This window comes from Propionicimonas sp. (genome assembly GCF_049840635.1).
GTDB lineage: Bacteria > Actinomycetota > Actinomycetes > Propionibacteriales > Propionibacteriaceae > Propionicimonas.
On the sequence record NZ_JASGKL010000004.1, the window covers coordinates 1,040,183 to 1,067,043 of the forward strand.

19 protein-coding genes and 4 tRNA genes are annotated in these 26,861 nt (G+C 70.4%); 10 read left to right on the plus strand and 13 right to left on the minus strand.

The features are described from left to right. Window positions 1–53: 53 nt before the first annotated feature. Window positions 54–1,340 carry an MFS transporter gene (locus QM779_RS05055; RefSeq protein WP_428532538.1) on the plus strand — a complete coding sequence of 429 codons (1,287 nt, stop codon included), beginning with the start codon at window positions 54–56 and terminating at the stop codon, window positions 1,338–1,340. Between the two features lie 119 nt (window positions 1,341–1,459). After that, entirely contained in the window at window positions 1,460–2,698 is a 1,239-nt protein-coding gene (locus QM779_RS05060; protein WP_428532541.1) for an MFS transporter, read from the plus strand. 24 nt (window positions 2,699–2,722) lie between these two features. Here the strand turns inward: QM779_RS05060 and QM779_RS05065 are convergent, their stop codons facing one another. Then, window positions 2,723–4,306, minus strand: a complete 1,584-nt coding sequence (locus QM779_RS05065; protein WP_428532544.1) for a xylulokinase — start codon at window positions 4,304–4,306, stop codon at window positions 2,723–2,725. Window positions 4,307–4,376: 70 nt separating this feature from the next. Next, entirely contained in the window at window positions 4,377–6,701 is a 2,325-nt protein-coding gene (locus QM779_RS05070; RefSeq protein ID WP_428532547.1) for an aminotransferase class III-fold pyridoxal phosphate-dependent enzyme, read from the minus strand. 75 nt (window positions 6,702–6,776) lie between these two features. Here QM779_RS05070 and QM779_RS05075 point away from each other — a divergent pair, with 75 nt between their 5' ends. Further along, complete coding sequence (locus QM779_RS05075) at window positions 6,777–7,916, plus strand: PucR family transcriptional regulator (protein ID WP_428532550.1); 1,140 nt, start codon at window positions 6,777–6,779, stop codon at window positions 7,914–7,916. A gap of 370 nt (window positions 7,917–8,286) precedes the next feature. Continuing rightward, window positions 8,287–9,840, plus strand: coding sequence for a hypothetical protein (locus tag QM779_RS05080; RefSeq protein ID WP_428532553.1), 1,554 nt, complete (start codon window positions 8,287–8,289; stop codon window positions 9,838–9,840). 22 nt (window positions 9,841–9,862) lie between these two features. Here the strand turns inward: QM779_RS05080 and QM779_RS05085 are convergent, their stop codons facing one another. The 3 genes from QM779_RS05085 to QM779_RS05095 are packed head-to-tail and all read right to left on the minus strand — an operon-like array spanning window position 9,863 to window position 15,669. Then, a complete protein-coding gene (locus tag QM779_RS05085; RefSeq protein WP_428532556.1) occupies window positions 9,863–10,486 on the minus strand; it encodes a DUF6518 family protein in 624 nt (207 codons plus the stop codon). A 30-nt stretch (window positions 10,487–10,516) separates the two neighbouring features. Continuing rightward, window positions 10,517–12,397: a hypothetical protein gene (locus QM779_RS05090; RefSeq protein ID WP_428532559.1), complete on the minus strand. Its 1,881-nt coding sequence runs from the start codon at window positions 12,395–12,397 to the stop codon at window positions 10,517–10,519. A gap of 35 nt (window positions 12,398–12,432) precedes the next feature. Then, window positions 12,433–15,669 carry a type I restriction endonuclease subunit R gene (locus QM779_RS05095; protein ID WP_428532562.1) on the minus strand — a complete coding sequence of 1,079 codons (3,237 nt, stop codon included), beginning with the start codon at window positions 15,667–15,669 and terminating at the stop codon, window positions 12,433–12,435. Between the two features lie 59 nt (window positions 15,670–15,728). Here QM779_RS05095 and QM779_RS05100 point away from each other — a divergent pair, with 59 nt between their 5' ends. Beyond that, a complete protein-coding gene (locus QM779_RS05100) occupies window positions 15,729–15,989 on the plus strand; it encodes an AbrB/MazE/SpoVT family DNA-binding domain-containing protein (RefSeq protein WP_428532565.1) in 261 nt (86 codons plus the stop codon). After that, a complete protein-coding gene (locus QM779_RS05105; RefSeq protein ID WP_428532568.1) occupies window positions 15,986–16,357 on the plus strand; it encodes a type II toxin-antitoxin system VapC family toxin in 372 nt (123 codons plus the stop codon). Before QM779_RS05100 ends, QM779_RS05105 begins: the two co-directional genes overlap by 4 nt. Before the next feature lie 6 nt (window positions 16,358–16,363). Here QM779_RS05105 and QM779_RS05110 read toward each other — a convergent pair whose 3' ends face one another. From QM779_RS05110 to QM779_RS05120, 3 genes are read right to left on the minus strand one after another with little or no spacing between them, the layout of a single operon-like run. Next, window positions 16,364–17,524 (minus strand): restriction endonuclease subunit S, encoded by a 1,161-nt coding sequence (locus tag QM779_RS05110; protein ID WP_428532571.1) that lies wholly within the window; start codon window positions 17,522–17,524, stop codon window positions 16,364–16,366. Beyond that, window positions 17,521–19,092: a type I restriction-modification system subunit M gene (locus QM779_RS05115; RefSeq protein WP_428532574.1), complete on the minus strand. Its 1,572-nt coding sequence runs from the start codon at window positions 19,090–19,092 to the stop codon at window positions 17,521–17,523. Before QM779_RS05115 ends, QM779_RS05110 begins: the two co-directional genes overlap by 4 nt. Beyond that, window positions 19,073–21,022, minus strand: a complete 1,950-nt coding sequence (locus tag QM779_RS05120) for a hypothetical protein (RefSeq protein ID WP_428532577.1) — start codon at window positions 21,020–21,022, stop codon at window positions 19,073–19,075. The genes QM779_RS05115 and QM779_RS05120 overlap by 20 nt, the downstream gene beginning before the upstream one ends. 153 nt (window positions 21,023–21,175) lie before the next feature. Here QM779_RS05120 and QM779_RS05125 point away from each other — a divergent pair, with 153 nt between their 5' ends. Both QM779_RS05125 and QM779_RS05130 read left to right on the plus strand, forming a co-directional pair. Next, window positions 21,176–21,955, plus strand: coding sequence for a hypothetical protein (locus tag QM779_RS05125; RefSeq protein WP_428532580.1), 780 nt, complete (start codon window positions 21,176–21,178; stop codon window positions 21,953–21,955). A 177-nt stretch (window positions 21,956–22,132) separates the two neighbouring features. Continuing rightward, the gene (locus tag QM779_RS05130) at window positions 22,133–23,476 is read left to right on the plus strand and encodes a DUF222 domain-containing protein (protein WP_428532583.1); all 1,344 of its coding nucleotides are present in this window, start codon (window positions 22,133–22,135) and stop codon (window positions 23,474–23,476) included. Here the strand turns inward: QM779_RS05130 and QM779_RS05135 are convergent. From QM779_RS05135 to QM779_RS05155, 5 genes are all read right to left on the minus strand, one after another. Beyond that, a complete protein-coding gene (locus QM779_RS05135; RefSeq protein WP_428532586.1) occupies window positions 23,409–23,984 on the minus strand; it encodes a hypothetical protein in 576 nt (191 codons plus the stop codon). The two genes, QM779_RS05130 and QM779_RS05135, sit on opposite strands and share 68 nt — an antisense overlap. Window positions 23,985–24,096: 112 nt before the next feature. Further along, window positions 24,097–24,171, minus strand: a tRNA-Val gene (locus QM779_RS05140). 1 nt (window position 24,172) lies between these two features. Beyond that, window positions 24,173–24,243: transfer RNA gene (locus tag QM779_RS05145), tRNA-Cys, on the minus strand. Between the two features lie 43 nt (window positions 24,244–24,286). Further along, window positions 24,287–24,359, minus strand: a tRNA-Gly gene (locus QM779_RS05150). Between the two features lie 97 nt (window positions 24,360–24,456). Next, window positions 24,457–25,596 carry an MFS transporter gene (locus QM779_RS05155; RefSeq protein WP_428532589.1) on the minus strand — a complete coding sequence of 380 codons (1,140 nt, stop codon included), beginning with the start codon at window positions 25,594–25,596 and terminating at the stop codon, window positions 24,457–24,459. A 79-nt stretch (window positions 25,597–25,675) separates the two neighbouring features. Here QM779_RS05155 and QM779_RS05160 point away from each other — a divergent pair. Together QM779_RS05160 and QM779_RS05165 are read left to right on the plus strand one after the other, a co-directional pair. Next, window positions 25,676–25,747: transfer RNA gene (locus QM779_RS05160), tRNA-Val, on the plus strand. Between the two features lie 237 nt (window positions 25,748–25,984). Further along, complete coding sequence (locus tag QM779_RS05165; protein ID WP_428532592.1) at window positions 25,985–26,779, plus strand: sirohydrochlorin chelatase; 795 nt, start codon at window positions 25,985–25,987, stop codon at window positions 26,777–26,779. The last annotated feature ends 82 nt before the right edge of the window (window positions 26,780–26,861 follow it).

A 26,861-nucleotide genomic window follows, 5' to 3' on the forward strand; every position in this document is an offset into this window, starting at 1 on the left:
GCACCTTGTGTGAGCGTTTGCAGGACCCCTGTCGACGTGGTTGGCTGTGCGCCGTGCCCCGCGTCCGCAACCCCCTGCTGAGGACGCTCGTCGACCTCCGCGGCAACGGACGCGCCTGCGTGTACACCGAGCCCATGTGGGGGCTCTCGATGGCACTCGTGCTCCCATACGCGTCGGTGTTCATGCTCGCGCTGGGCGTCCACGACGAGCAGATCGGGCTGCTCGCCACGATTTCGATCCTCTCCCAGATGGTGTTCGGCCTGCTCAGCGGCGTGATCACCGACAAGCTGGGACGCCGCCTCACCACGGCGCTGTTCGACATCGTCGCGTGGGCGATCCCCTGCCTGATCTGGGCGTTCGCGCAGAACTTCTGGTGGTTCCTCGTCGCGTCCGTGGTCAACGGCGCCTGGCAGGTGACGCAGAACTCGTGGGACTGCCTGCTGGTCGAGGACGTCGAGCGCTCCGAGATCCCCAAGGTCTACTCGCTGGTCAAGGTGGCGGCAGAGTTCTCCGCGCTGTTCGCCCCGATCGCCGCGGTGCTGGTGTCGCGGCTGGGGCTGGAACCGGCCGTCCGGATCCTCTACCTCAACGCGTTCGTCATCATGGCGATCAAGATCTGGCTGCTCTACAAGCTGTCCACCGAGACCGACACGGGCCGGATCCGCCGCGAGCAGACCAGGGGCGTCAGCATCTGGAGCTCGCTGCGCGGGTACCGTCCGGTGCTCGGCCTGATCCTGCGCTCGAAGGGGACGCTGTTCTCACTGGCGGTGCAGGCGATCGTCTCGGCGGTCTCGCTGGTCAACGGGACGTTCTGGCAGGTCGTGATCAACCAGCACCTCGGGGTGCCGGACCCCCTGCTGCCGTTCTTCCCGATGGTCCGCTCGCTGCTGTCGGTGCTGTTCTTCTTCACCCTGATCCCCGCGCTCACCCACGGCAAGCACCTCAAGCTGCCCACGCTGCTCGGGTTCGCGGTGTACCTCGCCGGCCAGGTCCTGCTGGTGCTGATCCCGGCGTCGGACGGCGGCGCGGTCGCGTCCACCTACGGCCTGCTCGCGGTCTGCCTGGTGCTGGACGCGTTCGGCGCGGGCATCCTGTTCATGCTGGCCGAGTCGCTGGTCGCGCTGCACGTCGACCGGCACGAGCGCTCGCGGGTGATGGCGATCCAGCGCACGGTGGTGATGCTGGCCACCGCCCCGTTCGGCTGGATCTCCGGCTGGCTGTCCGGCATGGACCGCACCTGGCCGTTCATCCTCACCTCGGCGCTCCTCGTCCTCGGCGTCGCAGTCACCGCCCGGTTCTGGGTCACGACCCACGAGCCGGCTGCGGCGCCGACGACCTGACCACGCGGCACGATGGGGACGGTTCCTATCGTGCCGTTTCGGGGTGTCGGCGGCGGAAGCGGGCGCGACACCTGCGCGAATTGACGCCGCCGCGCCGCGTGGCTGACTAGGGTCAACACGTGAGCGTCGCCGCCAATTCGCGCTACCGCTGGGTCGTCCTCGCGGTCTCCGTCCTCGTCAACATCACCATCCAGCTGCAGTGGATCGCGCTGTCACCGGTGAGCACGACCGCCGCCGACTACTACGGGGTCTCGACCACCCTGATCGGCTACTTCTCGATCGTCTTCATGGTGGTCTTCATCCCGCTGTCGATCCCCGCGGCGTGGCTGGTCGACCGCTACGGGATCCGGTTCGCGGTCGGCCTCGGCTCCCTGCTGGTCGCGGTCGGCGGCACGATCCGGTTCCTCGCCGGCACGTCCTACGGCCTCGCCATGGCCGGGGCGATCGTGGTCGCCGCCGCGCAGCCGCTGCTCTTCAACGCGTGGACGACGGTCGCGGGCAAGTGGTTCCCCCGGCAACTGCGCGCGACGGTGGTCTCCGTCCTCACCCTGGCGATGATGGTCGGCGTCGCGCTGGGCACGGCCTTCACCCCTGCCCTGCTGGACGCGGGCCTGGCCATCGACCAGGTGCTCGGCCTGTACGCGGTCGCGGCCTGGGTCACCGGGATCGCCTACTGCCTGTTCGCCAGGGACGCCGACCACAGCATCGCGGACGCGTCCGACGCCCGCGCGCTCGAGCTGGGCGGGCTGCGCCACGCGATGGCGCAGCGCCCGTTCCAGGTCTTCCTGGCCGCCCTGTTCGTCGCGCTCGGCGTGTTCAACGGGCTGTCCACGTGGGCGCTGCAGGTGGTCACGGCGATGGGGCTGCCCGAGGACGCGGCCGAGATCCTGCTGGAGTGCCTGCTCGTCGGCGGGGTCCTGGGGGCCCTCGCGCTCGGCGCCGCGTCCGACCGCACCGGGCGCCGGGTGCCGTGGACGGCGGTGCCGATGATCGTCGCCGCACCCCTGATGGCGGCGTTCGTCATCCCGCAGGAGTCGATGTGGCTGCTCGGCGCCTGCGCGTTCGTCGTCGGCTTCCTGCTCACCGGCGCGATGCCGGTCGGCATGCAGTACGCGTCCGAGATCGCCGCGCCCACCCCGGAAGGCGCGTCGTCCGGCCTGTTCCAGCTGGTCGGCCAGGCCTCGTTCGTCGTCGTCCTGTTCATGGACGCGGCACGCACGGGCGACGGCGGCTTTGTCGTCGGGTTCGCGATCCTCGGCGTCCTGCTGGCCGTGATCGGCGTCTGGATGCTGCGCCAGCCCGAGCCGACCCTCGACGTCCCGATCCCCGGCGACCTGGAGGCCGACCCCGCCGCCTGACCCCGGACGTCCCTCCCGCGCGCCTCAGGCGCGCCAGGCGAGACGGCGGTACAGCGGCGCCAGCCGGCGGTGCAGTTCGATGAACGTGCCGTACGCCTCGTCGTAGACGCCGCGCACCGCCGGGTCGGGTTCATGCACGTCCGCCACCCGGACCAGACCGGGGACGTCGTCGGCGGTGATCGCGCCCGTCCCGATGGCGCCGATCAGGCCGGCGCCGCGGGCATTGGCCGCGACCGGGTCCTCGACCCGGTGGACGGGGACGCCGAGCACGTCGGCGAGGATCTGCGTCCACGACGCCGAGCGCGCTCCCCCGCCGACCAGCCGCAGCGCATCGACCGGACGCGACAGGAACCGGTTCACCGGGCCGAGCATCCAGCGGGTGTTCAGCGCGATCCCCTCGAACACCGCCCGCAGCAGGTCGCCCCTGGTGTTGTGCAGCGACACGTTGAACAGCCCGGCGCGCAGCGCGTGGTCGTCGACCGGCACCCGCTCGCCGAAGATCCAGGGTGTGTAGAGGACGCCGTTCGAGCCGGCCGGCACGCCGGGCAGGATCCGGTCCGCAAGGGTGAAGAACTCCCCCCGCACGTCCGCAGCCACGAGCGGGTCGCCCGGCCCGACCACGTTGTCGCGCAACCAGTTCAGGTTGCCGCCGGCCGTCGCCTGCAACGCGGTCATCAGGTAGCGGTCCGGCAGCGCGCACGGAATGGACGCGATCCCGTGCAGCACGTCCGTCTTCTTCGCCGGGACGTGCCCGGCGATCCACGAGGACGTGCCGAGGTAGAGGTGGCAGTCGCCGTGCGCGATCGTGCCCGCGCCGACCGCGGCGGCCGTGTTGTCGATCGCGCCCGCCACGACCACGACCGACTCGGGCAGCCCGAGGTGCGCGGCCGCGTCCGGGGTGAGCGTGCCGATCACGTCCGTGCAGGCGACGATCCCGGGCAACTTGGCCGCGTCGATGCCGCTGCCCGCCACCAGCGCGGCGTCGTAGCGGATCCGGCGCGGGTCGCGGTTGTCGGTCACCCAGGACGTCAGGATCGAGTCGGCGGTGGCGACGACCCGTCCGGTGAGCTTCAGGTTCAGGTAGTCGAGGACGTTGAGGAACACCGCGGTCCGCTCGTAGACCTCCGGCAGTTCGTCGCGCACCCACAGCATGTGGGCGGCCGGGTCCTTGCCGGTCGGGGACGGGGCGCCGCCGGTCACCCGGATCCAGCGCGCGTGCCGGGCCGCGGACAGCCCGTTGATCGCCGGACGCCCGCCGAAGTGGCGGCGCAGGTTGGGCGCCCCCCGCATGTCCATCCACAGGATGCAGTTGGTCAGGGGCTCGCCGGCCGCGTCCACGGCGATCGTGCCCTCGCCCTGGGTCGAGCAGCAGACGGTGGTGACCGCGGCGAAGTGCTCGGGACTGCTCGCGGCCAGCCGGTCGGCGCACCGCCCGAACGCCAGCCACCAGTCCTGCGGCACCTGCTCGGCCCCGCCGCCGGGCAGGATCGACAACTCGACCGGTTCGCTCTCCCAGCCCACCACGCGTCCGTCGTGGCCGACGAGGGCGAGCTTCATCCCGGACGTGCCGAGGTCCACGGCCAGGACCTGCGGGGGTACAGCGCTCATGCGCACGTCCCCGCGGAGTTGTGGGTGATCATCGGCGGTGATTCTGCCAGTTCGGGACGCAGCGAGCGCCTCAGACGCCCTCGACCAGCGCGAACGACCGGTCGAACCGGTCGAGCGCGTCGTCGATCACCGCGTCCGTGCAGGCCATGGACGTGTACAGCCGCGACCCGGCGAGGGTGATGATGCCGTGGGACGCGTACACCGCGCCCATGTGCTCCATCGCCTCCTTGCGCGGGCCGTTCTCCTTCAGCAGCTTGGCGGGATTGCGCATCGACAGCATCATCACGCCGGTCGAGGCGAGGTGGACGATCGCGCCGGTGTTGTGCACGACGTACGGCAGGCCCCACTTCGCGACGAGCCGCTTGAGGCCCTCGGCCAGCCGGTCGCCCGCGCGTCCGGCGATCACCGGTGCGTTGGTGCGGGCCATTTCCTCGATCGCGAACACCCCGGCCGCGCAGGACAGCGGGTTCGCGGACAGCGTCCCGCCCACCTGGACGTGGGCGCCGTTCTTGCCGTCCAGCCCCGAGCCGAACACGGCCATGACGTCCTCGCGTCCGCCCACGCCGCCGGCCATCGGGTAGCCGCCCGAGATCGCCTTGCCCAGGACGGTGAGGTCGGGGCGGACGCCGAAGTACCCCTGCGCACCGCCCAGCCCCAGCCGGAACCCGGTGACGACCTCGTCGAAGATCAGCAGCGCCTTGAACTCGTCGCACAGCTCGCGGATCTTCGCGTTGTAGTCCTCGGGGACGGGACGCGTCCCGCTCTCGGGCCCGACCGGCTCCACGATGACGGCGGCCGTGCCGCCGCGGACCTTGTTCTCGATCAGCTTGCGCTTGAGTTCGTTCAGCGACTCCGGGAACGCCTCGCGGGTGTCGGCGGTGGCGCCGAGCGGGATGCCCTTGGCGTTCATCCGCCAGGTCCCGGGGACGCGAAGGCCGACCACCATGGTGTCGGACCAGCCGTGGTACGCGCCGCCCATCTTGATCACCATCGGCTTGCCGGTGAACGCCCGCGCGCCGCGGACGGCCGCCATCACGCCCTCGGTGCCCGAGCCCAGCGAGCGGTACACCTCGACGCTCGGCATGAAGTGGTGCACCAGCTCTGCGAGCCGCAGTTCGTACTCGTGGAACAGCCCGGTCACCGGACCGGACTCCCGGATCACCTCGTTGACGCGCTCGCGCACCGGCGCGTAGTTGCTGCCGAGGATCGTCGGGCCGCCGGCCTGCAGGAAGTCGATGTAGGTGTTGCCGTCGACGTCGGTCAGGTGGGCGCCCTCGGCCTTGCTGATCGCCAGCGGGAACGGGTAGTTGAAGGCGAGGTTGTGCTGCACACCGCCGGGGATCCGCTTCTTCGCGCGGGCGGTGATCTCCTTGCTGGTGGCGCACTTCGTCTCGAAGTAGTCCAGAACGCCCAGCATCGCGTCGTGCCGCGGCCCGCGGACGGGCTGGTCGACCAGCGCGTCCAGCCGGCGCTGGACGTCCGCCACGTCGGGGTAGGTCGAGATGCCGTAACCGAGGGAGGCGGCGCTCGGCCATGACCCCTCATCCGCCGCGCCACCCCCCTCGACCGCCACCCCTACCCCGGCTTCACGCGCCTGCGCGCCGGAAACGTCCGCGTCCTGTCCCCCCGTCGCACGCACCGCCGCGATCTCGGCTGCCACTGCGTCCGCGCTGGGCAGCGGCGCGTCCTCGACGTCCTCCGCGGGGACCGCATTGGTGACGCTCTCACCGATCCGCTTCTGCTCGGAGCGCAGCTTGTTGATCGCGATCTCGCGGATCGGGGCGGGCACCGTGTAGACCTTGTCGGACTCGGTGACCAGCGCCATCAGGTAGGCGATCGACACCTTCTCCAGCAGCCCCATCGCGAAGACGGCGCGCTCGGGGTCGGAGCCGAGCACGACGACGCCGTGGTTGGCGAGGATGTAGGCGTTGCCTCCGGTGTGCAGCTTCTTGCGCATGTTCGCGGCGAGGAAGGACGTCCCGGCGGGCGCGTAGTCGACGATCGGCACCTCGCCGCCGAGGAAGCGGCTCTGCTCGTCCGACAGCGCAGGGATGGGCTTGCGCAGGTAGGCGAGGGCGGACGCGAAGGGCTGGTGGGTGTGGACGATGGCGTTCACGTCCGGCCGCTCGCGATAGATCGTGGCGTGCATGGCGGCCTCGACCGAAGGGGCGAGCGTGGACGCGCCCTCGACCGCGACCGGCTTACCGGAGAAGTCGAGGACGCAGACGTCCTCGGGTCGCATCTTCTCGTAGCCGTAGTTGCTGGGCGTGACGGCGTACAGCTGCCGGCCGGGGATGCGCACCGAGACGTTGCCCTCGGTGGCCTTCAGGAACCCGTGTGCCAGCATGGTGCGGCACATGGAAACGACGTGGTCACGGCTCGACGCGTACTGCATGCTTCATTCTCCCTCATTCCTCCGCGCTAATCCTTAGCTCAGCGGAGGGACTGCACCGCGATCTATTATTGTTTCGTGATAACTCCTACGGCTCCGCCGTGGTCCCGACTGCCGAAGCAGCTGGGGACGGTGGTCGCGCCCCGGCTGGAGGCGATGCGGGCGCAGATCATCGCCGCGATCGACGCCGAGCCGGCGTGGGTGGAGCGGATGCGGGAACCCAAGGTGCGCGCGGACATCGTCGGCGCGACGGGAGCGATCGCGCGGCGATTCGTGGCTCTGATCGGCACCTCGGAGCCGTCGTTGGCCGAGCCGGACCGGGCGTTGTTCCGTGAGCTCGGCGCGGGCGAGGCCAGAGAGGGGCGGGGCCTGGAGGACCTGCTGGCGGCGTACCGGATCGGCGTCCGGGTGTTGTACGCGGCGTGTGCCGACGAGCTCGCCGCACTCGACCCGTCGCCGGCGGCGCAGGTGGCGTTGGCGGAGTCGGTGTTCGCCCTGGTGGACACGTTGCAGGCGGACAGTGCCGACGGGTACGCGCACGAGGCGTCCACGCATGCCGGGGAGCGGGACCGTCGGCTGCGGCGGGTGGTGGAGGCGCTGCTCGCCGGGGATGGTGAGGCGATCGAGGCGACGGCAGCGGCGGCGGGATGGTCGGTGCCGGCGTCTGTCGCGCTGGGGCTGCTGCCCCTGGAGGCGCTGGGTGTGGCGCAGGCCGCGCTCGGCATGCGGGGGTTCGCGGTGGAGCGCGAGGGGGCGGCGCTGCTGGTCCTGGCCGGGGACGGCGGGCTGGCGGGCGTGGTGCAGGACCTCGTCCGCCAGGACGGCCAGGGCGTCAGGATCGGGCCGCTGGTTCCGGCCCGAGAGGCTCGTCGTTCGCTGGTGGCCGCGCAGTTGCTGGCCCCCGACGGCACCGGTCCGTTGTGGGCGGACGAGCACCTGCCGCAGCTCGTGGTCCGGGGCGCCCCCGAGGTCATGGAGACGCTCAGGGAGCGGGTGTTGGGTCCCCTGGCGGAAGTCCGTGGGCCGCAGCGGGAGCGGCTCACGTCGACGCTGGAGGCGTGGCTGCGGCACTGGGGCCAGCGCTCCCCCGTCGCCGCGGAGCTCGCCGTCCACCCGCAGACGGTGGCGTACCGGGTGAACCAGCTGCGCGACCTGTTCGGCGACGACTTCGACGACCCCGACTGGAGGTTCGAGGCGCGCCTGGCGCTGCTGCGCTGAGGAGTCGGCGACTCGACCCGATTGCGCCCGAAGCGCGCAGCTGAGAGGAATTGCACTGCAGATGCCGCTTCTGTGGGTCTGGAGGCGAGATCGGGCCACAGACGGGGCAATTCCTCCCAGCCCTGTCGCTTGGGGTGTCTGAGCATTCGCCTCCCCGCTGGCACGCTGGGGACGGTTCCTATCGTGTCGCTGCGGAAACGCACCACAGATCCCGGGACCGCCCGCCCGAGGCCTCAGCCGACCATCCAGCGCGCAATTCCGCAGCGAGGTCAGATGCAGCGCCGTGAGCCGCCCGCCGAGGGCAACCCTCGACCACGCCGCGGACCCGTGCCATGCTTTCGACATCAGGCACGAGGCAGAAGGGGCTGCCATGCAGGGCTATCTGCTCGCAGAAAGTGTGTTCACGGTCGAGACCACGGTGAACCTGATTCTGGATACTCGGCTCGCGGAGGCGCTGGAATACCTGGACGATCCCGTGACCACTGTCGCGCAAACGGTGTACGGAGACCACAGCGACGGGGTTCGCCCGCTGGAGCCACCCCGGCGAGGGGACAACGACATCACGATCGCCTGGACACCCGACCGGCGCCTCGCCTCGGTTTCCTACAAGTCCGTGGGAGTCGGATCGAAGCTGGTGGGGGCGGCAGCGAAGGTCATCGCCACCGTGGTCGGCCTGGCGATCCGCTCGGACGGGACGTCCCTCGGGCGCCGCAGCGACGCGTCGGACGCCGAGCTTGACGAACCCCCTGATCCCACGAGCGTCAGGAAGGCTTGGGACGCCGCCCACACGGCAGCCGCCGACCACAGGAGCACCTACGCGGGCATCGCCGATCGCTGCACCAAGAAGTTGGGCACACTGCGGGGAGAGGTCGTGGATGGCGACGACGCCGTCGCTGGAGCGCGGAAGCTGGCACGCATCCGGCAGCTGGAACAGATCCTCGACGCAGCCTTGAAGGAGACGTCGAAGGTCGACGCGATGTTCTCCGCCTGGAGCGAGGCCCATCTCGTCAAGATTCCCCGGGCTCTGTCGCAGTCCATCGCGCTGGATGCGGTCCCCGTCCACGAGGATGCCTCCAATGAGGCGCCGCAGCAGGACCCGAACGCCGTTGATGACGACAGCCGCGGGCTCAAGTCACTGTGGGAACATGCGGGTGTCTGGATCGAGGTGGGGCCGAGCCTCACGAACCCGGACTGGCGTCCCAACGAGGACGGAAGCGTGGACGGTGCGAGCTTGCGGGGCGACCTCGTCTACTGGCGGATCCCGCGAGTCGCACGACTCTGGGTGTGGCGGCGCGGCGCCTCGGGTACGCCGATTCTCGAGAAGTCTGCCGACGTCGTCGTGACCGACCGATTCAGCGAGAGCACATCGATGCCGCTCGACGGCCGCTTCTTCGGCGAGGCCTCGGTCGACATCACCTTCGGCGATCTCGGCTTTCCGTCCAAGCTGGTGGTGGGCGACAAGAGCGCGGTGGGTGCGATCGCGGACGCCATCGGCGGAGTACCCGACCAGGTCGTTGCGGGACTCGACGCCGCAACGAAGATCGGGACCTCGGCGGACGCGCTTCGTGACGCCGCGGACGTCCGCAGCCTGGAGGTGATCAAGCGCCAGGTCGAGCAGCGGTCGAAGGAGCTCGAACTGCAGGGCATCAACGCCACGGCGGACAGCTACGCAGAACTCAAGCGACTGCAGCAGCAGGTCGACATCGCGACAGCGCAGGGCAGTCTTGCGCCTCCCTCTGCGCTGGCGACATTGCAGAACGAACTCGCCGAGGCGACGGCCAGACGTGACCTGGACGCCGTGAACCGTGACAGTGCGCAGGCTGCGGAGCTGGCCGGAGTCAGAGCGGAGATCGCGCGCCTCGAGGCGCAGATCCAGCTGCTCCAGGCCAGGGCGCAGCTGCCGGAAGGAACCGAAGGTCGCTGACGGACCTCCGTCGGCGGCAAAGTCAGACGCCGCCGAGCATCGAGTATGCGACCACGAAGGCGCCAGCCGTCACTGTCGCGCCCGCGACGGCGACCAAGCGGCTCGTCCACCCCCGCAGCCGGCCGAACACCATGCCGATCAGCAGCACGACGCCGACGCTGCCGATGAGGACCCAGTACTCCGGACGCGTGGAGTCGGCGATGACGGTGAGCCCGTAGACCGCCTCGCCGACGAAGATCCCCGTCAGCAGCGCCACGCCGAGCCCGCCGCGGATCGCGCGGTCACGGAGCCAGACCGCAGCGACCCCGACGAACGGGCCCACCACGAGTCCCACCACGCCGAACAGCACCGGGCTGTAGGACAGGCCGTGCTGGGCAGCGCCCATCGAATACCCGACCACAAGCAGCACGAAGCTGACCGCGCCCAGGACCGCGGCCAGCCGAGTCGCTGCACGGGAGGCGAACACGAGCACGGCGGTCAGCAGCGTCCACCCGCTCGCAGAGTTCGCGAATGAGCGCCAGGCGTCGGGCAGCACGCCTTGCGCGAAAAAGGTGAGCACGCCCAGGAGGACACTCACCGCCCCGACGACGAGCAGCCGCACCCACAGCGCGCGGACGGGACGATCGACCGGCACGGTGTCAGCCACTCGGCCAGCGTAGGTGCCGCGTGAACGGGCTCAACCGAGATCGTCTCGTGTGTCGCCGGACCGCTTTGTGCGCATGGCAGACAGGGACTGACGACGACTGCTCTTCTCGGTCGAAGCGACCTCCGCTTCCGGAGCTGCAGGGGCAGTGCCGAGGCTGTGCTTGCTCAGGTAGGTGAGCGCGCGATCCACGGCGACGATCTTCCGGTTCAACTCCTTCAGCGACGGCGCGGCCTCGTCTGAGAAGGCAGAGAGGCGCACAAGCTCCCTTCTGAGCTCAATCCCGGTGTCCGCGAGGGTTGACCACGTGGAGGGATCCTGTTCCAGCCCCTGTCGTTCCCGGAGAATCGCGCCCGCCAACTGCGACGCGACGACCGCTTCCACCGTTTCCGCGGTCGTCCCGGGACTCGCCAGGCCGAACGCGATCCCTCCCCCGCCAGCAGTCACGAGGGTGCCCGCGGTGAGCAGGCCGCCGATCATCCCACCCGGGCCGAAGGCGGCCAAAGCCGACGTGATCGCTGCCGCGCCGACGGCACCAGGCGCCGCAACCAGGGCCAGCCCGCCTGTCGCGGCCACGAGCGCCGCCACCCCCGCCCCGATGGCGAGCCACTTGAGCCAGCTCGCCGCGCCAGCGCTGGCGAGTGCCTTGCGGGACTCCTCCGTTGCGGCGATGACATCGGCCCCGATCTGGCCACCCAGCCACATCTCTGCCGTCAGATCCTCCATGGCGTCTCTACGCACGGCCGCAGGCACGCTGATCTCGTAAGGGCGGAGGACGTTCGCTGCCGCGATACTCAGCAGCGGAACAATGGCGTCCTCCTTCGACAGGTGGTTCACCGGCTGTGGTTGGGGAGGCACCGACTCCGCGTCGGTCAAGTCCACAGCCAGGCGAGCAATCGCGGCGGGGAGGGGACGGCCTTCTCTCGCGTTCCGGAGCCGAACCAGTTCCACGGTGGACGCCTGCACCTGTCTCAGAGCGTCCGCGTACCGATCATGCTGGTCACCCTCGAGCCTCGCCTTGGTGAGGTGTGCGTACCGCAACGCCATCAGCGCCACTGTCTCGGCGTAGTCGAGCGGGATATCGACGCCTCCGTCGGCAGGCACCAACTCCTTGGACAGCGACCCGAACAGGGCGCGGCCGATGGTCGCCGCCACGGCGAGATTGGCCAGATACATCTCGGCGTCATGGCAGTGGAGCCCCATGACGGTCGGGATGCGGAAGTCGAGCATCCAGGGGAAGACCGAGGAGATACCCCGGTGAGTCGTGACGGGATCCCCGGCGTTCCAGAAGTTGACCCACCAGCCGAGATTCGTCGGTGGCTCCCTGAGCGCATCGCGGAGCCGCTCGACCTCGAACTTCGGGTGGGCGAGCGGGCTACCGACAGTGACCATCCCCTCGACGCTCACACCCACGGGCAGTCGCCGAACCAGGTCCGCCGCAATCACCGAACCCAGGCTGTGCCCGACGATCACGAGACGACCTGCCTGGGGCACCCGACGCAGGATCCGCTGCAGGACGTGCGCACGGATCCGCGACTTCGTGAGGTAGTTGGCCGCCTGCTCGAAGTAGGGCTGGGCCAGCGCTGCGGATGCCACCGCGTCCGCACCGATCCAGCCCGAGCCGCGATCGTGTCCACCGAGCACGATCTCGATGGATCCCATGCGACGCTGGAAGTCCCTGCGATTGGTTCGCGCGGCGTCTCCCGACGGTGAACGGACCGTCACCGGAGGGACCGGTTCGTCGTCGTCCGAGCCTTGGAGGGCGTGTGCGTACTTGGGGGCGATCACGGTCACGTCGTCGAGGCCGGAGTAACCGGCCGCGGCAAGTGCGCGCTCCAGCGTCGCTCGCCACGCGTCGCTCCGCTCACCAGGCCCCACTCCGTGCAGAAGCAACAGGATCGGTTTGTCGGCCACTTCGGAATCCCTTCTGATAGCTCGAGTTGACGCCACTACGCCCCCACCCCGGGCGCCAGCAGCTCCATCTGCTCGATGACCTGCTTCACGGCGCCCTCTGCCGCATCGGGCGGGTACTTGTACTTGCGCAGGAGCCGCCGGATCTTGGCCCGCAGGGACGCGCGGACGTCGTCGCGGACGGTCCAGTCGGTCTTGACGTCGGCCCGCATCATCGTGACGAGCTGGCGGGCGATGTCGGCGAGGACGTCCTGGCCGAGCACGTCGAGGGCGGACGCGTTGTCCGCGATCGCGTCGTAGGTGGCCAGCTCGTCGCGTCCCAGCGGCGGGTGGAACTGCTCCCCCCGCTTCGCTTCCGCGGCCACGTCCCTGGCCATCTCGAACAGCTCGATCAACACCTCGGCCGCGGTCAGCTGGCTGTTCGTGTAGCGCAGCATCACGTCGGACAGCCGCTCGCTGAACGCCCGCTGCCGAACCAGGCTGGCCCCCGCCGAGCGCGCCGCCTCGGCGAGGATCGCGTCCCGGAGCGCCTCGATCGCCAGGTGCGGGTTGGCGGACTTCTGCGCCTGCGTGAGCACGGCCGGGGTGAGCTGGTTGAAGTCCGGTGGCGCGATCTCCGCCGCAGCGTAGATGTCCACCACCTCGTCCGACCCGGTGGCCTCGTACGCCAACTGCCGAAGCAGCCGGGCGACCTCCTCGGGGACGGGTTCGCCGCGCGCCTCCCGCTCGGCCGCGTCGAACTTCGCCATCCAGACGCGGACCTCCTCGTAGAAGCGGACCTCGTCGCGGACGTCGGCGAGCGTGTCGTAGCCGGCCGCCAGCGCCCACGCCCTGCCGAGCTGCCCCGCAAGCTGGCGGTAGCGGGCGGCGACACTGAGATCCGGGGTCGAGCCCGGGATGACAGGGGACGAAGAAGGCCCCGGGATGACAGGGGACGGAGAGCCACCCGGGATGACAGGGGACGAGCTGACCTGGTTCCCGGGGTTCTGCGGGTTCCGCAGCCACGCGGTCAGTCCGACCGCGGCCTTCACCCACCCCTTCGGACCGCCCAGCACCGCGCGCCAGTCGTACCCGGCCACCAGCGCCCGCAGCTGGTCCAACAACGCCCGGGCCAGCTCGACCGCCTCCGCGGCCGGACGCCCCACCGGACGCACCTCCTGGTCGGTCACCGTGTACTCGGCCAGCGCCGCGGTGAGGTTCTCCGCCAACGGGGCGTACGCGACCAGCAGTCCGGCGTCCTTGCCGCGAAACGTCCGATTCACCCGCGCCAGCGTCTGCATCAGCAGGGCGCCCTTCATCGGCCGGTCGAGGTAGAGCGTGTGCAGCGGCGGAGAGTCGTAGCCGGTGAGCATCATGTCCTTCACGATCACCAGTTCGAGCTGGTCGTCGGGGTCCTTCAGGCGCTGCTTGACCACCTGGTTCTCCGACTCGCGCCGCACGTGCTTCCGGATCCCGGCGGGGTCGGACGCGGTGCCGGAGTACACCACCTTCAGCACGCCCCGGTCGAGCGCGTCGGAGTGCCAGTCCGGACGCAGCGCGACCAGCTGCTCGTACAGGTCCGCGCAGATCTGCCGGGTCGCGCACACGATCATCGCCTTGCCCGGCCCGTCGATCAGCGGACGCATCCGCTCCCGCCGCGTCTCCCAGTGCCCCACGACGTCGGCGGCCAGCGTGGCCAGCCGGGCCGGCGCCCCGTAGACGGCGTTGATCACCGCCACCGACTTCTCCAGCCGCTCCCTGTCCACGTCGTCCAGCCCCACGGTGGCCTCGTCGGCCGCGCGGTCGAGGTCCTCGGCGGTGACGTCGTCGGCGAACGCGACCTTCACCAGCCGCGGCTCGAAGAACACCGGGACGGTGGCGCCGTCGGCGACCGCGCGGCTGAGGTCGTAGATGTCGATGTAGTCGCCGAACACCTCGCGGGTGTCCCGGTCCACCTCGCTGATCGGCGTCCCGGTGAACGCGATCAGGGTGGCGTGCGGCAGCGCGTCCCGCAGGAACCGCGCGTAGCCGTCGAGGTCGTCGTAGTGCGACCGGTGCGCCTCGTCGACGACCACCACGATGTTGCGCCGATCGCTCAGCAGCGGGTGGTCGGCCCCGGACTCCCGTTCCTCCATGGTCAGGTTGAACTTCTGCAGGGTCGTGAACAGGATCCCCCCGGACGAGCGCTGCGTCAGCTCCTCCCGCAGCTGCGACCGCGTGGCGATCTGGACCGGCATCTGGGGCAGCAGTGTGGACGCGGCGAACGTGCGGTACAGCTGCCCGTCCAGCTCACGGCGGTCGGTGATCACCACGATCGTCGGGTTCAGCAGGTGAACCGAGCGCAGCACCAGGTTCGCGTACAGCTCCATCTCCATCGACTTGCCGGACCCCTGGGTGTGCCACACCACCCCGGCCCTGCCGTCGGACTTCACCGCGGTCACCGTCCGCCCGAGCGCCTTGTTCACCGCGAAGTACTGGTGGGGCTTGGCGATCCGCTTGGCCAGCCCGAAGTCGCCGGCGTCGAACGCGGTGAAGTGCCGCATCAGGTCCAGGAACCGGACCTGGTTGCCCAGCCCGTTGAACGTGACCTCCAGCGCGGTGTCGTAGTCGGTGTCCTCGATCACCTCGCCGAGCGCGAGCGGCTCCCCGTCGTCGTCCACGTTCCAGGCCGCGTAGTGGTGCAGCGGCGTGAACGGCGTCCCGTACCCGGCGGTCACCCCGTCGGAGATCACGGTCAGGACGCACGCGCGGAACGCCAGCGGGAACTCCGCCAGGTAGGTCGCCAGCTGCCCGTGCGCTGTCGCGAGCGTGGCGCCCTCCACGCCGGCCTGCTTCAGCTCGGCGATCAGGACCGGCAGCCCGTTCAGGTACCCCACGACGTCGAAGCGGCGGTGGTGCTCGGCGTCGCTGATCGTGACCTGCCGCACCGCGAGCCAGTCGTTGTCGCCGGGCTCCCGGCCGACCAACTGGATCGTCGGGTTCTGCTCGACGTTGTCGTTGTCGAGGTAGGTGACGCCCCGGTAGCCGTGCACGAGGAACTCGTGCAGCCGACGGTTCTCGGTGATCGCGTCCTGGCTGGACGGGGTCAGGATCTCCGTCGCCGCCTGTCGCAGGTACAGCTCGGGCACCTGCGGGTTCAGCCGCACCAGCGCGGTGGTGAAGCGGTCGTGAAGCACGATGTCGGACGCCGACGCACGCTCGTGGTTGATGTCGGTGCCGGTTGACGGCGCCCAGCCCTGCTCGGCCAGCACCTCCAGCGCCGTGGACTCCCACTCGGCCTCACTGATCAGCGCCATGACGGTGGCCTCCTTGCTCCGAAATGGGACGGTTCTGGACCGTGTGGTACATTGTTTCCATGAGTGGTACGCGCACATTGACGATGGGAGATCGGGGTCGCCTGGTCATCCCGGCCGAGGTCCGTTCCGATCTCAACTGGAAGCAGGGCACCCGGCTGATCCTCACCGAGACCGACGAGGGGCTGCTGCTGATGACCGTTGACCAGGCCCGCGCAATGCTCAGGGCACAGATCGGCGACCGGAGCCTGTCCGAGGAGCTGATCGCGGAGCGCCACGCCGAGGCTGCCGCCGATGCCGCAGCGGAGGCCGCTCGCCCGTGATCATTGCGGTGCTGGACGCTTCGGCGCTGCTGGCCTGGCTGCAGGACGAACCGGGTGCGGACGTCGTCAACGACCTTCTCGAGAAGGGTGCGGCGTGTTCGGCGGTGAACTACGCCGAGGTGGCCCAGAAGGTGCTCGCGCGGGGCGGGAACTGGGTGTTGAGCGCGGACCTGATGGCGAGCTACGACCTCCAGCTCGAACCTGCGATCCCGGATGACGCGGTCGTGGCCGCCGTTCTGTGGAAACAGGGTGACCAGCTCTCTCTGGCGGACCGCTTCTGCCTCGCGACCGCCCAACGCCTCGGCGTGCCCGCCTGGACGACCGACCGCGCCTGGGGCGAGGGTGAGGGCATCCGTCAGGTCCGTTGAGTTCATTCAGATCACCGCCTCGACCTGCTGTTCGGCCTCACGGACGGTGATCCGGCCCGACATCAGGTGCGGGAGCAGCGTGTCGCGGAGATCAGCCAGCTTGAGAGACTCGACCTCTGCAGCGAGCGCACGATCCCACAGAGCTGTCATTGCGCGATCGTTCGAGGCCATCTCGCTAGTGGGCGGAATGGAGACCAGTTCGTCGAGATGGTGACGCTGGATGTGGCCCATGGTCGTCGCCTTGTCCGCCGCGATGGCCCTGAAGTCCTCGAGTTTCTTGTCGAGCGCACACGCGACCAACCAGAGCGGCCATCCCGGCTCGGGAATCACCTTGAAGATGTGCTGGTTCACGATTCCCTCTGGTCGGTACCACCGCGCAGCGACCAAGCTGCCCGACCAGGCGAAGAGAAGATCTCCGGGCCGTGCCCGGTTGTCTTCGGGAACATCGATGTCGTTGTAGACCGTCGAACCACCGATTCCCGAGTTGAGTTCCGCGATGCGAATCACCACCCTGCCGGTGCCCGACGCGCCCTTCGTGTAGGCGCGGCCGTTCACGAAACGTGCCAGCGACGACAACGGCAATGCCTCGCCGCTCAACAGACTCTCGAACTTCGCCCGACGAAGGTTGTCGCACGCGTCAACCAGGCCTGCATTCGCGGCGATCTTGTCGTCGAGGGCGCCGAGGACTTCGGCGATGGCCTCGCGCACCTTTCGCTCGGGCATCGGAACGAGCAACCTCTTCAGATCCGCAAGGTTCAAGGTCGCTTGGACCGTCGTGTTCAGGACCGCACTGATCTGCTCCTGGCATGTTCTTGACCTGAGCGCGTACACGAGCCAGTTCGCCTCGACCGCGGCGGGACGCAATACCCCAACCGCACGCGCGACATTCCAGCCTGAGAGTTCCGGTGGCACCACGGCCGCGCGACCCACGCTGCCCACGAGGCTCACCAACACCTCGCCGCCCCTCAGGCGAGTCCTAACGAACTTCGCCTCGACGGCAGGGTCCACTCGCATCTGGGGCTTGGCGCCTTTCAGCGAGCCGCTCTCTAGGTCCCCCACCCTAACGATGGGCACGCCGTGCTCGCCGTCCGAGCCGGGCTGAACGATCCCATACGAGATCGAGCCATCCTCGACCAGTTCGGCCAGAGGAACCGAACTCACAGTCATGCGAGTCGGCCCAACTGCTCGCGCACCACGGCGTCCAGCCGGGCGGACTCGTCCAGCGCGGCCAGTAGCCCGCTCTTCAAGAGCGTGACCTTCTCGTCGAGGTCGACGCCGTCGTCCTCGGCTTCGGCGGTGCCGACGTAGCGTCCGGGAGTGAGGGCGTACTCGGCGTCCTTGATCTCGGCGAGGGTGGCCGACCGGCAGAAGCCCGCGGCGTCGGAGTAGCCGTCCTCGCGCCAGGCGCGGTACGTCCCTGCGATGAGGGCGATGTCCTCGTCGGAGAGCGCGCGTTCGGCGCGGTCGACCATGTGGCCGAGGTTCCTCGCGTCGATGAACAGCACCTGGCCGGAGCGGTCGGTCGTCCACTGCTTGTCCTTCGCGAAGAACCACAGGCACACCGGGATGCCGGTGGAGCGGAACAGCTGGGTGGGCAGGGCGACCATCGCGCTGACCAGGTCCGCCTCGACGATCCGGGCGCGGATCTGGCCCTCTCCCCCGCTGTTGGTGCTCATCGAGCCGTTGGCCATCACCACTCCGGCCTGGCCCTTCGGGGCGAGCTTGGACAGGATGTGCTGGATCCACGCGTAGTTGGCGTTGCCGGCCGGGGGGACGCCGTAGCGCCAGCGGGTGTCGTCGGAATTGCGCGCCCAGTCCTTGATGTTGAACGGCGGGTTCGCCAGCACGTAGTCGGCCTCCAGACCGGGGTGCAGGTCGCGCGCGAAGGTGTCGCCCCAGGTGGGTCCGAGGTTGCCGATCAGGCCGTGGATGGCGAGGTTCATCTTCGCCATCCGCCAGGTGCGCTCCATGTTCTCCTGGCCGTACACGCTGAGCTCGGCCGGGTTGCGGTGGTGCGCCTCGAGGAACTTCTCGGCCTGGACGAACATGCCGCCCGATCCGCAGCACGGGTCGTAGATGCGTCCCCGCTGCGGCTCGAGCATCTCGACCAGCACGCGCACCACGCCCGGCGGGGTGTAGAACTCCCCGCCCCGCTTGCCCTCGGCGGCGGCGAACTTGCCGAGGAAGTACTCGTACACCTCACCGAGCAGGTCGCGGGCCCTGGTGGCACCCTGCCCGGTGAAGCGGGCGGAGTTGAACAGGTCGAGCAGTTCGCCCAAGCGGCGCTGGTCGACGGCCTCCCTGTTGTAGATGCGCGGCAGCGTGCCGGCCAGGGCCGGATTGGCCTCCATCAGCCAGCCCATCGCGTCGTTGACCAGCTCGCCGATGGTCTTGGTGTCCGTCCCCTTCGCCCGGTCGGCGAGGAACTGCCAGCGGGCGTTCGCCGGCACCCAGAACACGCCGGAGCCGATGAACTCGTCCCTGTCCTCCAGCGACACCTCGATGTCGTCGTCGGTGTAGCCGCCCTCCGCCTCCAGTTCGGCGCGGATCTGCCCGCGGCGCTCCTCGAACGAGTCCGACACGTACTTCAGGAACACCAGGCCGAGGATCACGTCCTTGTAGTCGGACGCCTCCAGCGAGCCGCGCAGCTTGTCCGCGGCCTTCCACAGCGTGTCCTTCAGCTCCTTCATCGTGGACGGTGCCTGCGGGACGGGTTCAGTGCGCGGACGCGCCATGGTTCTCCTTCGTGATGCTGAGCTGCCGGGACTCGACAGCGGCGGTCAGGTCATTGGTGAGGGCGTCCAGCGCGGCCAGGTCTGCGAGCAACCCTGCCCGCTGCCGGGCCAGGTCGGCCAGTGCGGACGCGAACCCGTCCGGCGCGGGCACGGTCGCCAGCACCCAGCGGCGCCAGTCGGAACCGTCCTGCGCGTTCACGCGGAGGGCGAGCGCCCCGGCCACGAGGGGGGCGCCCGGGGCCACCCGGAGCACCCGCGCGGGGGCGAGCACCAGCGCGCCGCCCTCGGCGTCGATCCTCGCCCGCGGGACGGGCCGTGCGGTGAACACGATGTCGCCCGGCTCGGTGAGGTGGGCGTCCGTCCGGGCCTGCAGGGACAGCCGGTCCACCGTCCGGAGCAGGACCGGGGCCGCGGACGCGGCGTCCGCGGCCCACACCGGGACGCCGCCCTCCGGCAGGTCGGTGAGGTCGACGCGGCGTCCGGGGATGACCCGCAACCAGCCGCGCTCGCGGGCCTGCTCGACGGTGAGGAGTTCGGGGGTGCCGGCGGCGACCTCCAGCCGGTAGTCGGCGAGCAGGCCGGCGGCGTCCGCGGCCCGCACGTCCACCACCCAGTCCGCGCCGGACCGCTCCGGCGTCCCCGCGCGCAACGGACGCGGAGGCACCAGGCTTCCGCCCGCCGAGATCAGGTCCCCGGTGGCGGCGGGATGCAGTCGCGCCCACGCCCGGCGCCGCGCACCCCCGGCGCCCTGGGCGGCGGCGAGCAGGTCGCCGGCAAGGCCGTCGGCGAACACCGCGGGGTCCTCGGCGGAGAGGTCGGCGACGAGCGAGCGCCGCTCCGCGGCCGGCACCTGCTCGGGGGCGGCCAGAAGCCACAGCGCGAGGTGCTCGCGCGCCACCGCCGGACGCAGGCCCGCGGGCAGCCGGACGATCGCACGCACGCTCCCCGACCGCAGGAGTTCGTCCCTGCGCACCGCGGCCGGCCCAGCGAGGCGGTCGGTGAGCGTGGCCGCCGGGGCGAGGCAGAGGACCAACTGCCGCTCGTCGAGTTGCAGGGCGATCTCGTCGATCAGGTCGAGGTGCGCGAGCGGCGGGGGCGCCGGCTCGTCGGCGGCGGGCAGGACCACCAGGTGAAGGACGGGGCCGGTCACCGACCAGTCCCCGTCCCCGCGCTCGACCGTGCGGACGCGGCAGTCGGCGACGAGCAGCTCGCGGCGGGCGAGACGGTGGGCAGGGCTGGTGCCGCCCATCAGCAGGACGTCCGCGTCCAGCGCGGCGGCGAGGGCGCCGACGAGTCCGCCCGCGCAGCCGGTGGGATCCATCAGCGCCGTCGCCTCCCCGAGTTCGGCGCGCAGGGGGCCGAGGAGGGTGGCCAGGAGCTGGTGGGCGCCCGGCCCCGTGGCGGTCAGCGCGAGTGCGCTGCCCGGGGTGCGCAGGCCGCCGTCGAGGATCCGGCGGTGGGCGTCCACGTCTCTGGTGCCGGCGCCGGCGAGCGCGTCCACGGTGCGGGCGAGCCCGGCGAGGTCGGACGCGTCCCTCAGCTCGGCGAACAGGCAGCGGTCGTCGGGGTCCTCGGCGTCGGCGAGGTCGAGCAGGTCGTCGACGGAGTGCGGTGCGAGCGGTGCGCCGGTGAGGTGCCGCAGCGTCAGGAGCGCGCTCAACGCCGCCCACCCCGTCGCGTCGGTGGCGGTCTCACGCAGCGCGTGGGCGGCGGACTCGGCGCGGGCCTCGCGGTTGTTGCCGCGTCCGGTGGTCTCGAGCCATGTGACCACGTCGTCGCGCAGGAACAGGTCCTGGCCACCGCTCCGCCGGCGGACCTCGGGGAAGGGACGCGACGTGCCGCGGGACCGGCTCCGCCACACCGTGACGACGGGGCGCTGCACCCGGGCCAGGCCGGCGATGTCGCGCAAGGTCATCAGCTGGTCGTCCACGCCCACCCTCCTCACGGGGACATCTCACCACGCCTGTCCCCCTTTCGGGTGACTAGTGCGATAACTCCCATTATCAATGCCCGCACCCGATTCTGTCAGACTCGGCCGACAGGTTGGTAGACGTCCGAACAACACGACCTTGGAGGTTCACAGATGACCACTCCCCAGCCGCCGTTCCCGGGTCAGCCGGGATCCGTTCCGCCCGCCGGCTACCAGCCGGCCGCGCCCGACCCGACGCCGTACGCGTCCGGCTCCCCGTACGCGTCCGACCCGCAGTTCGCCGGCCAGCCCAACGGCCAGCCCAACCCGGGCGCCCCGGTGCCGCCGGCCCCCAAGCGCTCTCACGCCCTCACGTCGAAGGCGGTGATCGGGGTGGCCGCCCTGGTGATCGGGCTCGTCCTCGGCTCCGCGGCGGGAGGCTCGGGGAAGACCGCCACGACCACCGCCGAAGCCGTGCCCACCGTGACGGTCACCGCCACCGAGACTGCGACCTACGAGGCCACGGCCGAGGCCGAGGAGACCGAGGAGCCGAGCGACGACCCCACCGAGGAGCCCGAGCCGGCCAAGACCAGCTACAAGATTCTGTCCAGCCGCGGGTTCAAGCTCCTCGCCAAGGACCCCGACTCCTACATCGGCAAGACGTACATCATCCACGGCGAGGTCACGCAGTTCGACTCGGCGACCGGCACCGACACCTTCCGTGCGGACACCGGCCCGAAGAAGCTGCGCATCTCCTACGGCTTCGTCGACTACGAGCAGAACTCGATCCTCACCGGTGACAAGTCGAAGCTCAAGAAGCTCGTCGAGGGCGACTGCTTCAACGCGAAGGTCACCGTTCTGGGCTCGTACTCCTACGACACGCAGATTGGCGGAAACACCACCGTCCCGCTGTTCGAGGTGGATTCGATCTCGGTCTACGGCAGCACGGACTGAGATCCCGCCCTGTCGGAGGGGGCAGGGCGGAACCGGAACCGGAGTGGGGCCGCGCTGAGGGGAGCGGCCCCACTCCCCTGCTCGGCCGACGCACCTGGGCGGCTTGTCCGGGCCACGACGAACGCCTGCGCGGGAGGCTCGAGGAGAAGTGTCAGAGGCGGGTTGTTCAATGGGTTCATGGAGATGGTGGACGGTCCGAAGGTCCCGGCAGCGGTGGCGCTGGCCGAGGTCGAGCGGCTGTTCGACGCCATCGAGTCCGACCGGTCGCGGCTGGACGCCGGCGGCCGGTTGTCGCTGGTGAAGCTGGCCCGCAGGGTGGCCGATCGCGCCGAGGCGTTCGCGGGGGTCGTGCTGGCCGAGGCCGACGCGGCCCAGGCGTCCATGCGGGCCTCGGGAACGCCACTGTCCTCGTGGCTGGGCATCGACGGCAGGATGTCGAAGCGGGAGGCCGCCGGCGCGCTGCGCAGGGCCATCCGGCTCGCGGAGAACCCGTCGGTGGCGCAGGCCGCGGCGGACGGACGAATCGGCGGCGGGCAGGCCCGCGCGATCGGCGGCGTGCTGGCCGGGATCGCACCCCAGCTCGCTCCGGAGCAGCGCAAGCAGGCCGCGGACGTCCTCGTCCAGCTGGCCGACACGCTCGACGCGGACCAGCTGGCCTGTTCCGCCGGCCGGGTGCTGGCCGAAGTGGCTCCACAGGACGCGGCCGAGCAAAACGAGACGCGCCTGCAACGACAGGCGGAGGCGGCGCAGCGCCAGCGATCGCTGCGAATGTGGCGAGAGGGCGGTTCGGTGCGGTTCGACGGCTCTCTCCCCCGTTGCGAGGGCGAGGCCTGGATGGCCCTGCTGGACGCACACACCGAGTCGCAGCGGCGCTGCGCGCTGGAGGAACGGGATCCGCTCGCCGAACCGCTGACGGCCGAACAACGGCGGGCGGATGCGCTGATCGGGATGATCCAGGCGCACCAGGTCGGCGGGCAGGCGCCCCGCTCGGGCGGCGACCGGCCGCGGATCATGGTCACGCTCGACTACGGAGCGCTCCACGACCAGGCGGCCGGGGCCGGTCTGATCGGCGACGGTGAGCAGATCTCGGCCGGTGAGTTGCGCCGCCTGTGCTGCGACGCGGGCCTGTTGCCCGCCGTCCTGGGAGGTCCCAGTCAGGTCCTCGACATCGGCCGGGAGACGCGCACCGTGCCGGCACCGATAAGGGCCGCGCTGGTCCTCCGGGACGGTGGCTGCGCGTTCCCGACCTGCCACACCCGCCCCGCGGCCTGCGAGGCGCACCACATCGTGCCGTGGTGGGCGGGCGGGGGGACGGCGCTGTCGAACCTCGTCCTGCTCTGCCACCACCACCATGCGCTGGTCGAACCCGCCAGGTACGGCGTCCGCGACGTCCACCGGTTCCGCGCCGCCCAACCCCGACGCAGCCTCGTCCGGCACAGCCGCAGCAGAGAGGTCAGCCGCGCGCAGGCTCGCCGGGCACAGTCCCGCGCGTGGCGTCGGTCGACGGGGGGTCTCCGGTGACGGGCCCCCGGCCCACGGACCCGGACGCGGCGGACGCCGGGTCGGGTTCCATCATGAACTCCCAGGTGAGCCCGTGCCCCATCACGATCAGCAGGATCAGGGCGATCGACGCCGCCTGCAATGGGGTGGCCCCGACAACGGCCGCGACCGGCGGCACCACCGCGAGCACCAGGATGAGCAGGTAGACCACCGCGACGATCCAGCGGAACCTCCGGAACGGCCCCCGAACCCCGCTGCGGTCGACCGACACCAGCCGCAGCGTGGTCAGCAGTCCGACCACTGCGGCGACGCCGAAACTGCTCCGCCACACGAGCGGGTTGCCCGCGTCCACCTGCGCGAAGGTGCTCATCAGCCCGGGCAGCAGGAACGAAAGGTAGACCCCGCCGGCGAGCTTGCGGCGGCCGGGGTCGGTCTTCCAGTCGGGGTGCCGCTCGATCACCGTCCACCACAGCCCCACCAGGGTGAAGCAGGTCACCGACATCAGCGTGTAGAAGTCTGTGAGGTCCATGGTCCACGGTTGCGCCGCGCGGTCCGGGCCGTCCACCCCACCCCCGGGGGCACTCTTGCCCACGAACACGAAAGGACCCCTTGTCGAGATCACTCTCGACAAGGGGTCCTGCTGGTGGGCGACACTGGGATCGAACCAGTGACCTCTTCCGTGTCAGGGAAGCGCGCTACCGCTGCGCCAGCCGCCCGAGGTGGAGACGGGATTTGAACCCGTGTACACGGATTTGCAGTCCGTTGCCTCGCCTCTCGGCCACTCCACCGGCAAGAGCCGGTCTCGCAAGTCGATCGTTGAGACCTTCTCCGAGCGGACGACGGGATTCGAACCCGCGACCCTCACCTTGGCAAGGTGATGCTCTACCAACTGAGCCACGTCCGCAGTGCCTCTCACTCCGTCTCCGGCGCGAGTGCGAGAGCAACCATAACCCAGCCGTCGACCACCCCGCAAAACGAGGCCGGACGACGCCCGGCACGCCTCAGCGGACGGCCGCACGCGGCTCCCGGTGCAGCCACAGCAGCAGCCCGAGGATCGGCAACGGGACCAGGAACGCCATCCGCAGGTCGACCACCAGCGCCAGTCCTGCCAGCGCCGTCGGCGCCACCGTGATCGCCGTCCCGGACGCGAGCGCGCCCAGCGACGTGCCCAGTTCGGGACGCAGTCCCGGCGTCGCCATCAGGCGCGCCAGCGTGATCGGGTACAGCGTCGCGATGCCCAGGCCCGCGATGAGCTGGCCCAGCCCCACCAGCGGCCACGTCGTCGACACCACGACGACGATCACCCCCGTCGCCGCGAGCGCCGAGCCCACCGCCACCATCGGGAGCCGCGCGATCAGGCGCGGACCGACCAGGCGTCCCAGAGCCATGCCGACCTGGAACGATGCGCCGACCACTGCGGACAGGCTCGCGTCCAGCCCCGTCGCCGTCAGCCGGGCGATGCCCCACACCACGAACGCGAACTCGACCGACACCGCACACACCACGGCCAGCCACCGGCGCAGCACCGTGCGCCAGGCCGCGGTCGACCGCTCCGCGACCGCTCCGGTGACGGGCGCCGACTCGATCCGGCGCGCGGACACCACCAGCGCCACCACCGCCCCGACGATCAGCAGCAGCGCGGGACGCGCCCCCACCGCCGTGGCTGCTGCCAGGCCGAGCACCAGCGGTGCGGCGACCGCCACCACGCTCGCCACCGAGTTCGCCCTGGTCAGCGCGATCGCCGCATCCGGGCCGTGCAGCAGGCGCGGCGCCACGAGCACGATCCCCGCGGCGCCGAGGCCCTGCAGCAACGCCCCTGCGTACGCGGCCGCCTCGCCGGGTACGACGGCGAGCAGCACGCTCCCGACGCCGAGCACCACCGCGGCACTGGTCAGGACCTGGCGCTGGCCCAGCCGCAACAGCGCCGGCCCCACCAGCGCCATCACGAGCAGCCCGTAGCCGAAGGAGGACCCCAACCAGGACAGGTGCTCCGCAGGGACGCCGAGGTCCTCGGCCAGGACGACCAGCACCACCCCGATGCTCGCGGAGTAGAAGCCGACGTTCGCCATTCCCAGCGCTACGGGCAGCTCCGCATTCCGCCCCGCCGATCCGTCCGCAGGGTTCCCGCGTGCCGTGCCCACCCGACCTCCTCGTTCGGGTTCGAGCGTATCCCGGCCGATGTGACGGCTTCGGCACCTCTCGGCTATGGTTGGTCCTCGCGGGCGATTGGCGCAGTGGTAGCGCGCTTCGTTCACACCGAAGAGGTCACTGGTTCGAACCCAGTATCGCCCACCCACCCGCGACTCGCGTATCGCGATACGAACACTGAAATCTCATTCCTCGGGACGATGGGTCACCCGTTCGCGTGACCGAACTCGGTCTGTAACGTCTCAGTAACGTGAAATCTCAGTATGCGGGCACGCGTCTCGCCATTCGGCGGAAGAAATTGCATCACGAGTTGGTAACGGCAAGAGTTCTCTCAGAAAACATCGGCAACGGAGCCGGCTCCTTCGACAGGAAGGCACGCCAATGACCGCCCCCGCCCTCGTGATGGTGGCTCGCGGAAGCTCCGACCCGATGGTTGCGCAGGTCACGCACCAGCTCGTCAGCGGCCTGGCCAAGATGCGCCCCGAGATGGCCGTACACGGCGCCTTCCTCCAGTCGAGCCCACCGAGCGCCGGCCAGGTGATCGACCAACTCGCCGCCGCGAACGTCAACGAGGTTGTGCTCGTGCCGCTCGAACTCAGCCACGCCGTCGAGTGCGACCCCGCCATGGCAGAACTCCTGCACAAGGCCCGCACCAACTACCCGGACCTGCGCTTCACCCTCTCCCGTCCGGTCGGCCCCGAGATCAGCCTGCTGACGATCCTCGACCAGCGACTGCGCACCTCGCTCAGCCAGGCCCGCTGCCTCGAGCTGGACGGCCTGGTCCTCTCCGCCTCCTGCACCGGCGACGTCCGCGGCAGCGCGCTCCTCGCCCGTCGCGCGCGGCAGTGGTCGACGCACCACCGGCTCCCCTGCCTCACCGCGGTCGCCGACGACTCCGGCCCCTCGGTCGCCCAGGCGATCATGGGCCTGCGCGCGCAGGGACGCCGCCACATCGCGGTCGGCTCGTTCTTCCTCAGCGCCGACGAGGCCTACCACGCCCAGTCCGATCTCGCCTACCGGTACGGCGCGGTCTCGGTGAGCGATCCCATCGGCGCCTGCCGCGAGGTCCTCGACCTCGTGCTGGCCCGCTACGCCTTCGCCGCCATGGACCTCCTCGACTTCGGCCAGGAGGAGCTCGACTCGCCCGCCCGTCACCTGAGCGTCGTCAGCGCCTGACCCACAGCGTCGATCGCCCTCGTCCCGGACTTCGGGACGAGGGCGATCGCTGTTCAGACCCTGCGGGTCAGCGCGGCCGTTC